At 62.7% G+C, this 10,561-nt stretch carries 7 protein-coding genes; 4 read left to right on the top strand and 3 right to left on the bottom strand.

The window, feature by feature from the left end:
- Nucleotides 1-7 precede the first annotated feature (7 nt).
- Nucleotides 8-1,183, bottom strand: a complete 1,176-nt coding sequence (locus tag AC0L3J_RS21595) for a glycosyltransferase family 4 protein (protein WP_456764984.1) — start codon at nucleotides 1,181-1,183, stop codon at nucleotides 8-10.
- A gap of 282 nt (nucleotides 1,184-1,465) precedes the next feature.
- Between AC0L3J_RS21595 and AC0L3J_RS21600 the strand changes: the two genes are divergently transcribed.
- Entirely contained in the window at nucleotides 1,466-3,559 is a 2,094-nt protein-coding gene (locus tag AC0L3J_RS21600; RefSeq protein ID WP_456764983.1) for a GumC family protein, read from the top strand.
- A 55-nt stretch (nucleotides 3,560-3,614) separates the two neighbouring features.
- Here AC0L3J_RS21600 and AC0L3J_RS21605 read toward each other — a convergent pair whose 3' ends face one another.
- Nucleotides 3,615-4,961 (bottom strand): lipopolysaccharide biosynthesis protein, encoded by a 1,347-nt coding sequence (locus AC0L3J_RS21605; RefSeq protein ID WP_456764982.1) that lies wholly within the window; start codon nucleotides 4,959-4,961, stop codon nucleotides 3,615-3,617.
- 434 nt (nucleotides 4,962-5,395) lie between these two features.
- Here AC0L3J_RS21605 and AC0L3J_RS21610 point away from each other — a divergent pair, with 434 nt between their 5' ends.
- Nucleotides 5,396-6,619 carry an FAD-dependent oxidoreductase gene (locus AC0L3J_RS21610; protein ID WP_456764981.1) on the top strand — a complete coding sequence of 408 codons (1,224 nt, stop codon included), beginning with the start codon at nucleotides 5,396-5,398 and terminating at the stop codon, nucleotides 6,617-6,619.
- A 29-nt stretch (nucleotides 6,620-6,648) separates the two neighbouring features.
- Here the strand turns inward: AC0L3J_RS21610 and AC0L3J_RS21615 are convergent, their stop codons facing one another.
- Nucleotides 6,649-7,785, bottom strand: a complete 1,137-nt coding sequence (locus AC0L3J_RS21615; protein WP_456764980.1) for a GNAT family N-acetyltransferase — start codon at nucleotides 7,783-7,785, stop codon at nucleotides 6,649-6,651.
- Between the two features lie 227 nt (nucleotides 7,786-8,012).
- Between AC0L3J_RS21615 and AC0L3J_RS21620 the strand changes: the two genes are divergently transcribed.
- The gene (locus tag AC0L3J_RS21620) at nucleotides 8,013-9,323 is read left to right on the top strand and encodes an O-antigen ligase family protein (RefSeq protein ID WP_456764979.1); all 1,311 of its coding nucleotides are present in this window, start codon (nucleotides 8,013-8,015) and stop codon (nucleotides 9,321-9,323) included.
- Complete coding sequence (locus AC0L3J_RS21625) at nucleotides 9,320-10,345, top strand: glycoside hydrolase family 5 protein (RefSeq protein ID WP_456764978.1); 1,026 nt, start codon at nucleotides 9,320-9,322, stop codon at nucleotides 10,343-10,345. The genes AC0L3J_RS21620 and AC0L3J_RS21625 overlap by 4 nt, the downstream gene beginning before the upstream one ends.
- Nucleotides 10,346-10,561 lie beyond the last annotated feature (216 nt).

Consider the following 10,561-nt stretch of genomic DNA (forward strand, 5'->3'; position numbering starts at 1 on the left):
GTCCCGATCAAATGACCTGGCCGAGAATTCGAACGTATTCCTCCACCATGGCATCCACTGAATAGCGCAGCTTCAGGCCTTTGGCGTTTTGCCGCAGTTCGTCGCTCAGTTTTTGGTCCGTCAGGAGCCTGGAGACGGCGACCGCCAGCTTGGTTTGATCGGCGGCATCGACGAACAGCGCTGTCGGTTTGCCTTCGACGGACAACACCTCGCGCAAGACCGGAAGATCGGTGACGACCGAGGGGACGCCGGCATTTGCGGCCTCTACAGCGGCGAGGCCGAAGGTCTCCGCCTGCGTCGGAAATACGAACACGTCGAGAGCGGCGAGAAACTCCGCCATCTGGCGCGGGGTGATTTCGCCGAGCAGATGCAGCCTGTCCGATACTCTCAGCTCGTCCGCCAACTGCCGCAGCCGGGCTTCGTCGGCTCCTTGGCCAGCCAGCGCGAGGTGCCAGGAGGGTTGATCCGGCAACAGACGGATCGCCGCGTCAAGCCGCTTATGCGGGTGCAATCTTGCTGCGCAGCCGAGCAGGGTGCGATCCGGCGGCAGATTGAATTTCTGTCGCGCGGCTTGCTTCGTCAGGGTGAGCGCCTTGTCGTCGAAGCCGTGCGGGACATGCACCATGCGCGCGCGATAGGCCCTCGGGTAGCGCGAATACTCGCGCTGCATGTCCAGCGAGTTGAGCGTGATGCGGTCGAAGAAGCCGAGACTGCCCATGACGATGTCGGCCGTGCGGACTGGCCAGCTCATCGACAGCGCGGATGAAACCTGATTGGCGATGACAGGCGCGCGGCAGATCAGGCGCGCCACACCGGCGCCGATGACATTGCCGAAGTGCTGAAACGTCAGAACGGCGTCGGGCCTGGTGGCCCTGATATGGCCGCCGAGCGTCCACAGCATTCGCAGCAGCGCCAGCGGATTTCCGGGCCGGCTCGACGCGCAATAGATCGTATCGGGCGGCTCGTCGAACGAATCCGACTTGCGGAAGAAGAACAGATTGGTGACCCGGTAGCCGCGAGCTGTCAGCCCGGCGCCAAGCAGGCGCGAGATCTCCTGCGCACCCGCATTCTCGGCCTGGGTCTGTACGAGGAGCACGTGCAGCTTTTGTCCGCTACCGTTAGGCGGCGGGAGTGCTGTCGCAGTCGTCTCGCCCAACGCCTTGTTTGGCTGGTAATGGAGCACGGATCCCGACCCACTGAAGATACGAATTTTTCAACTTCTTAACCCCGTATCTACCATGCGGGTATCACGCGGACACCGACTAGCAATAAACGGAGTTAATGGGCGCCCTGCAGCAAGGGCCTCGTTAGCGAATGAATTCCGCTGGTTCCCGACAAAACGAGGCGAGCGCGTTAACCAATTGGTCATGACCGCGCCAGGCGCGGGTAACCGCGGATTAACCATAGATATTTACGTTGGAGCAGGCACTGAACAGTGTTCGCCAGTTGAATCCGAGTAAAATCCATGACGTTCGGTCGCCGCGCAGACCCGACAAGCTCCGGATCGACCGGTGTTGCCGCGTCGTGGCAGACGCGACATGCGTCGAACGGCGAGTCGCGCGAATCCGCCGCACGCTTGGGCGGTGCGCTCACGGCCGCAGGTGCGCTCTCCTTCATGCGGGACAATGCTCGCCGCATCCTGACGCTCGCTCTCGCGATTTTTGCCCTGGGCGTCGTCGTTCTCTTGGTGATCCCGGTGCGATTTGCGGCGACCGCGCTGGTCGTGGTCGATCCCCGCGAGCAACGCGTGACCACGGAACAGGACGTTCTGCCGGGCATCGGGCAGGACAGCGCCGCGCTGCAAAGCCTGGTCGAAGTGGCGAAGTCCGACGGCTTTCTCGAGCCGCTGATCGAGCAGCTCAAGATTCGGGATGACCAAGACATTTCCGGGGGACATACCGACCCCGCACGCCTGCTCGAGAGATTCCGCAACCGCCTCGACATTTCCCGTCGCGGGCTGACCTATGTCATCGCCATCCGCTTCACCTCGAACCGGCCGGAGCGGGCGGCCTACTACGCCAATGCCATCGCCGAGGCGTTCGTCGCCAGCCAGGGCCGCAGCCGCACCGATGCGACCGACGAGGCCGCCGACTGGCTCAGTGGCCGGCTCAAATCATTGAACGAACGGTTGAAGGCGTCAGAGGACGCCGTGGCCACGTTCAAGCTCGAGCACAGGATCGTCAACGCGGGCAAGGATTCCACCACCCAGCAATTGCGGGTCACCGAACTGTCGCAGCAGGTTGCCGCTGCGCGGGCCCGGACCGAAGAGGCGAAGGCCCGCTACGAGCAGGCACAGCGCGACGTGAAGGCGAATGTCGATAGCCCCGTCAAGCAGGATCTGCTGAGCGCCCTGCGCGCACAGCGATCGGCGCTCAATGACCAGATTGCGCAGAAGCGGGCGGTGTTCGGCGATCGCCATCCCGACCTCGTCATGTCCTACAGCCAGTTGACCGATCTCAACAGGCAGATCGAAGTCGAGCGGACGAAGGGCATCGATACCGCAAAATCGGAATACGAGGCCCAGCGCGAACAACAGAAGGCGCTGGAAGGCCAGATGAAGGCGGCGGAATCGCAGCTTCTGGTCGATGGTCAGGCTCTGGTCCGGCTCCAGGAGCTGCAGCGCGACGCCGAGGCCAACAGAAACATCTACGAGCAGTTCCTCTCGCGCTCCAAGACGACGAACGAGCAGCGCCTCTTGCAGAGCTCCCAGACCAAGATTGCGTCGTCCGCCATTCCGCCGCTGCGCTCGACCCTTCCACCACTGTCTTTGCTGCTCGCCGCTCTTGCGATCGGTTCGCTGCTGACATCGACGGCGGTCGTTGCCGCCACGGGACGCGGATCGGACAAATCCGCTCCTGATATCCGCGACCCCGAACCGGCTCCGCGCCAGCCCGCGACGTGGTCACGTCCGCCCGTGTGGGCCCGCATTCCCGACCTGACGCCTGGCGAAGTCCCCAGAAACATCTGGCAAGGTCCGGTGTCCGCGACGACCGAACTTGATCTTGGTCCCCATCTGCGTCCGCTGCTGGACCGGCTGGAGAGGGTACCGAGACCTCGTGGCAAGGTCGTCCTCGTGATGTCGGTCGGAAAGCGGGCCGGCGGCAACACCGTCGCGCGATCGCTGAATCGATGGGCGGTGAACACGGGGAAGCTGAGCGTCCTGATCCGGGTCGAGCCGGACCTCGGCGGTGCCGAGGCTGGCCTTGCCAAGGGCCAGGCCGACGGCATGACCACCGCGGACTTTCGCAGCGTCGATGAGCTTCTGGGCGCCAGCAAGAGGCCCGAGCCGATGCCCGCGGACGATATTCGTTCGGAGTTCGATCTGATCGTGGTCCACGCCACCTCCCTGGCCTTGCAGCCGGAGGCGGCGGCGCTGGCTGCTCACGCTGATCTTGTCATGCTGGTCGCGCGCGAAGACGCAGTCGACTCGGCCGCAATGCGCAGGGCAATCGCTGCGCTCTCCCGGTTTGCCGGCGTGCCGACCGGCATCGTCGTCAATCGTGTGCCGACCGGCCCCTCGGCGTCGCGTCGCGGCGAAGTGCTGGGGCTGGCTGGTTGAGACGCCAACCGGCAACGGATTGCCAAGCCGTGCAATCGTCTCGCTGAACAGACGCCTATTCGCCGGAGTCCGCGCCACGGACCGCGTAGGCGCTGGGCTTCGATGTCGAGAAGCGCAGAAGCCCCAGAATCGAGGGGTCGACCCCGGTTCGCCGTCGACAGAGGATGTTGAGGGCGATGGTCGCGAGCGCCAGCGACACAGTGGCCGAGATCGCTGCGCCAAGAACGCCGAGCCAGGGAATGAGGACGAGAAATCCGACCAGCCGCAGCGCTACGTTTCCGGCGATCACGGGGACATACTCGCGCTCATAGCCGGTCAGCTGCAAGATCGCCGCAGACGGACCGCCCGCTGCCTGGAACGCCGTTCCAATCGCGAGCACGATCAGGACCCAGTGCTGCGCGGCGAAATGCGGACCGAACAGGTTGAGCAGATGGGGACCTCCAACCCAGATCAGGAGAAGTCCGCTGACCACGCACACCGCGGTCACTTCTGCCATGAGCCGCAACGTTCGCTCGAATTCCTGGTGGTTCTTGCTGAAGTACAGCGAGGGGAGCCGACGTGCGCCAAAACTGTACAGTGCGGCCGAGAGCATGGCGAAGATGTTGGCCAGGCGCGAAGCGGCAAAGTAAATTCCGGCGGTTGTCGGGTCCAGCATCCAGTAGACCAGGATGACGTCGAAATACTGGTTCGCGGCTTCGAGGATGGACGCGACCCAGAAATGAAGCGCGCTCGATCTCCAGCGCGACGTCTCGGACCCCACCGCCGTGCCGCGGAAATCCGGCAGGGTTCGCGCAATCGCGATGATCTGTGCGATGAGTCCGACCGACATGGCGATCGTCATCACGGCGATCAATTCGGCGGGATCGAGCTGGCGATGGCCGAACATGATTGCAAGCAGGAACAACACGACGCTGACGCGCCAGAAGAACTCCCTGTTTCCTTCTCCCATGAGAATGCTGACCAGCGAGCGTGCGATCTGGCTGCCAAGCATCAGCCCCGCATTCACGGCCGTGTAGGCCGACACCGCGATGATCAGCAGCCACGAGGCGCCTTTGATGTTCGCGCCGATCGCCATTGTGCCGATCGCAATCAGCATCGCGATCGAGGAAATCTTCAGGCTCGATAGCAGCACGCCTTTGGTGAGATCGGGCTGATTTCCCACCCGATACTCGTTCAGAAATCGCACCAGCAGCGATTCCTGGCCCACCAGACCGACGACCGCTGCCATCTGGGCCACCGAAAGCCAGGTCGCAAAGATGCCGAACCCATCGGGCGACATCGTTCGTGCCGCAAGCGAGAACAACGCGAACGCAAGCGCGCCGCTACCAACCTTGAGAAGGATGGTTCCGGCAACACCGCGCGTCACGTCGCGCCGCATGAATTGGACGATGGATTCGATCATGGAAATTTAAAAGGCAACTTCCCCTGAAGAGACATCTTTCCGATTACCTGCAAAAGCCTAGCATGCCGAAAAACCGCGAGTGTTAATGGACGGCCTCCATGATCCTGCCGACCGCGGCGACGTCGCGGCCATGCCTGTTGCTTCACTATGGAACATCGCTGACCCCATTGTCCCAGATAGAGCAAAGTGCGGCCCGATCGCGTGGCGGCATAGCGCCGCATCGACGGCCGATGAGGCGAGATGAGCCGCTGGAATGCGGACCGGCTCGCCGGGAATGGCCTTCCCGAGCAAGGCGCGTGCCGAATCTCATCGGGCCGGGCAGGTCTCCGCTGCATTAACCGAGATATCGAGAAATGATCGCGTTTGGTCCTGCTATGCGACATCAGGCGAGAGAATTGCACGGGCAACCATCGTTGACCGTGGGAGCCTGGATCATGACGGCGGATAGCAACGTGACCGAGCCGAACGCCGCGGCGGGCACTTCGACGATCGCCGCCGACATCGCGATCGTGGGCGGCGGCCTTGCGGGCTCGCTCGCGGCGGCCGTGCTCGCGCGGGCAGGGCATCGTGTCGCTCTCGTCGACAAGCGCGCGGTCCATCCGGACGAGTTCCGGGTCGAGAAAATCGGCGGCCACCAGCTGGAGATGTTGCGCAAGCTGGGCTTCCTCGACGCGCTCGACAACGTGGCCTGCCGATATGATCAGGTGCTCAATGTCAGGGACGGCAAGGTGGTCGACGTCAACGTCGGCCGGGCTTACGGACTAGCCTATGCCGATCTCGTCGCCATGGCGCGCAGTCAACTGCCTGATCCGTCCAGCCTGATCGTCGACGAGGTCACGGCCGTCAACTGCAGCGACGATATCCAGCATATCGAGCTCGCGTCCGGGCGGCGCATGACAGCGCGCCTTGTCGTGTTGGCCACGGGCATGGCGGGCGTTCTCGGCTACAAGCTCGGTATCAAGCGGCGGGTGCTGGCCGAGCGCCATTCGGTCACGTTTGGATTCACGATCGCGCGCCGGGACGATGTGCCGTTCGATTTCGAGGCGCTGACCTGTTACGGCGAGCGCACGGCGGACGGCATCGATTATCTCAGCCTGTTTCCCGTGCGTGCCGGCATGCGGGCAAACCTCTTCATGTTCCGCGACCCGGCCGATCCGATCATGCGCGAATTGCGCCGCGAACCGGAAGCGACGGTGTTGCGCCTGCTGCCCGGATTGCGGCCTTACCTTGGCGATTTCCACGTGACCGACCGGGTGCAGAATTGGGTGATGGACCTGTCCGTCGTGGAAGGACATCTCCAGCCCGGCGTCGTGCTCATCGGCGATGCCTTCCAGACCAATTGCCCGGCCGCCGGCACCGGCGTTGCCCGCCTGTTGGTCGACGTCGAGCGGCTCTGCACTGAATATGCGCCGCGTTGGCTGGTGACCGAGGGCATGAGCCAGGAGAAGATTTCGGAATTCTATTCCGACCCTGACAAGGTCGTGGCGGACCAGCAGTCGCTCAAGATGGCGCGCTTCCGGCATGCCCTGACGTCCCGCAACGATATCGGCTGGGACCTGCGGCGGCGGCTGCACTTCCTGCGACGCAGGATCACCCACCGCGTCGATCAGATGCGGCCAGGCTGGCTCGCGCATGTTCGAAGCGCGCTACACGCCTGAGAGCCGCGCCTGTCGGGGCCTCGCGTCGGTCAGCGCGTGGGCGTTGAGGTCCGGGTCGGCAGGAGCCTGAACTCCGACATTCGCTTGGCGGCGAGTTTAAGCCAGGGGGCCTGTTTCAGTGCGAACAAGGAAATGGCGCCCACGGTGCTGCCGGCCTGCGTAACCGCCCACATCGGCGAAGGCTGCGCGCCGAACAGTTTCTTGTAGGGCTCGTCACCGATGGTGAAATCGAGCATCTGATCCCCGCGCTCGATGCAATCCTTCGCCACCTGCTCGAACATCAGCGCGCCCAGGGACTGGCTCTTGTATCCGGCAATGTCGAAGGCGCTCATGATGACGAGGAAGCTGCCTCGATGGCAGAGCCCGAGCACGGCGGCGATCACCTCGCCATCCATCTTCATGGCATAGAGCCGGACAAAGGAGCCGAGGCCGCGCTGCGCCATCTCGGAATAGAAGCCGTAATATTCGGGGCGCTGGAGCAGATCTCCATCGCCTTGCGCCTGAAAGCGCGGACCGCGGAATTTGCGCATCACGTCCAGCGCCTCGATCACGGAGGCGCTGTCGCTGCAGCATGAAAAACTCAGATCGCCCTTCTTCTGGAGCTGCCGGGATTTCTTTGCGAGCTCCTTCTGGTAGGAACGGTCCATCGCACTGGCGCGCCATTGCTCGAACGGCGCGACAAGGACGGTCGCATAGGCATTGGACTCCATCGCGACGCGGCGGGGCGTCGCCAGCAGGTTCTCGATCGGAAGCCGTCCGTCCGGCAGCTTGGTCATTCGGAGCAGATCGAACGGGCGGACGAGGTACCTGATTTCCGCGCACGCACTCTCGTCCTTGAGCAGTTCGGAAAATACCTGCGGACTGCACACCGGCGCCAGATAGTCGGAGACGCGGAGGTCGGCGAATTCGACGGTCCGTATCGGGCCGCGCCGGATCCGCAGCAAGGGCAGCACCATCGCAAGGGCGCCCGTCGCGCGGTGGCGTACCACGACAACCAGAGGCGTTGCGCCTGCATGAGACGCGAGCCGGGTGTAGAGGGTGTCCAGCCAAAGCGGATGCTGGAACGCGGTGGCAGCCGAGTTGTCAAACAGCTCCGCGTAATCAGGCGACAGGAAGTCGAATCCCTGCTGGATGGCGATGTCGAACGTGTTGCTAGCTTTGTTCATGCACAACCAGGGAAACCGGATAGCTCGGGACGGGGCGCTCGAGCCGGATCTGCGCTTTATAGCAGGGTCGTTACGGGCGAGACACCGGCGGCGTGCAGTTTGCATTAACGCCTCGCGCAAGGCTCATATCGTTACCAAAACGTTAATTTCGCAACGGCGCCGCGTCGCAGCGATGGAGATCGACCTGCGCTAGCGAATTATTAACCGCGCTTAAGGAAGGTCATCTCATGGCCAGCCTGCAGACCGAGGTGGATTCCGGAGCACCCGGGAGCGCGATCTGGACGACGCGCAGCGTTGGCGTCGAGAAGATAGCCAGGGTCGCGATCAGCTGTTCGATCACCATCAACGTGGTCGCATCGATGGGCATCTTCAACGCCGCGCTGCTGCCGGCGGAGCTGAGCTTTCTGCAACAGGCCATAGCCCTTCTGATGTGGGGCGTCCTGATCTACGCAAGTGCATTCGTGCAGCCGCGCCTGCGGTTGCAGGTCAACCCCGATCTGGTGGCGCTGGTCGCATTCTACGCCTTCGCAATTGTCTCGGTGTTCTGGTCCAGCCTGAGCGTCGCGGCGATCATGAAGAGCGCGGCGCTTGCGATGACGACGTTCGGCGCATTCTGCCTCGTCACGCGCGTCGACCTGGACGAGATCGTGAAAGCCACGGCCCTTGGGCTCTTCATATTGGTCGCCGCGTCGGCTGTCTGTGCGTTGGCTGTGCCCGACATCGGGATCGACCACAGCTGGATGCATAACGGTCAATGGCAGGGCGTCTACGAATCCAAGCAGACGCTCGGCTTCGTCGGCGCGTATCTGATGTTCTTGGCCTGCTATCGAAAGATGACGGGGCAGGGGTGGCTGGCTTTCCTCGCCGTGTTCCTGCTGGCGTCAACCTGTGTCTTCGCGTCGGAATCGCGCGGCGCCGGCGCTGTCGCTCTGGCCGCCTGCGCCATGCTCGTGACCTCGATGTGGTCGGTTGGCTGCATGAGGCTCTATGCGCTCCTGCCGTTTGTCATGTGCATTCTGGCCGGCCTTCTGATCCTGTATTTCTACGCGACGGGATACGACGCCATCCATATCGGCGATGCCAGTATCGATTTCACCGAACGGACCTTCATCTGGCACTACGCGATAAGTCATTTCAACGATGCGCCGCTGCTCGGCTTCGGCATCAACGGCTTCTGGACGATCCCCTCAATCTACGATTATTTCGAACAGAATCACGGCTGGGTGCTCGACAATTATCACAGCGGCTACATCGCGATCCTGATGGAGACCGGATTTCTGGGGTACATGCTCTTTGCCGCCAGCGTCCTCCTGTTTTCGCACAAGATCCTCCATCTGATTTCCGCTCGCACGATCGATCGGTCGCACTGTGCCCTCATCATCGGATTCGTCGTCCTCAGCTTTCAGACCAATTTTACGGAGACGACGTTCCTTCGTTCGACGATGTTCACGTCCGTGCTCCTGGTGGGGCTGTTCTTCGCGACGTGCAGGCCAGTGCGGCCGACGGAATTCCAGGCTTTAGGAATGGAAGCAGTATGACCGCCATGCGAGCTCGCTGGCCGAGAAGCTTCAATCTTGCGGCTATTGTGATTTTCCTTGCATCGCTGTTCTCTCATGCTCATTGCGCCGAGCAGACCGCCGCCCGTGACATGCCAAAACTGGGGCGCGGTATCAACATTCTCGGCTACGATGGGATCTGGGAAGGCGGCCAAAACGCGCCGTTTCGCCTGGACAATCTGACCGCGATCAAGAAGGCGGGGTTCGCGCATGTCAGGATCAATTTCTTCGGCTTCAAGTTCATGGGCCCGGGGAACGTCCTGGACGAGATCGTCCTGAGGCGCCTTGACGCCGTCATCAAGGAGGTTCTCGCGAGGAAGCTCGTTCCCATCGTCGACGAGCACGATACCCACCTTTGCCAGCGCGATGTTTCCGAATGCGCCGAGAAGCTCAAGGCGTTCTGGCGGCAGATCGCCGAGCGCTATGCCGGCAAATATCCGGCGCTCGTCTTCGAGGTGTTGAACGAGCCTGGTGGAGAAATGACGTCCGCCGGCTGGAACTCGCTCCTCAATGAATGTCTCGGCATCATCCGCCGCACCAATCCCGAACGGCCGGTCATCGCCGCCGTTCTCAACACCGATGAGATCCCTGTCGACGAGCTGGTTCTCCCGGCCGATGACAGGCATCTCATCGTCACGTTTCATTATTACGCGCCGATACGGTTCACCCATCAGGGCGCGCCGTGGTCTCCGACGTTTTCGCGGATCGGGCCCCTGGACTGGGGCAGCCCGGAGGATGAAGCGAAGGCTGCCGCCGACTTCAGGAAGATGAGCCTCTGGGCGGAGAAAGAGCAGCGCCCGGTTTATGTCGGCGAGTTCGGAGTGTACGAGCGTGCGCCATCCGACAGCCGGCAGCGATATTTGTCGTTCGTGGCGAGAAGCGCCGACCGGCTCGGCTGGTCATGGGCCTACTGGCAGTTCGATCACGACTTCGCGGCGTTCGACAGTGCGCGCCAGGCGTGGAAGCCGGGTATCCTGCGTGCGCTGATGCCGCCGGCGCGTTGAAATCGCGCCCCGAGTCCGCTCATTCCGCGGAAGGGGTGCCGGGCAGGACCCGTCGGGCAAAACACCCGCCATCCCGTCAACCCCTTTCCGCAAATATATTCCACTTTACCGAAATTCGGAAACGGCGTATGTGTCGCCAATCCCGGCTCATCCTTGAGGGGCGATCTCGTTGTCGTCTTGATTGCGAGCCGGGCTTGCGGTGGACGCGGCAGCGTC

The sequence above is a fragment of the Bradyrhizobium sp. Kon37 genome (assembly GCF_055807535.1).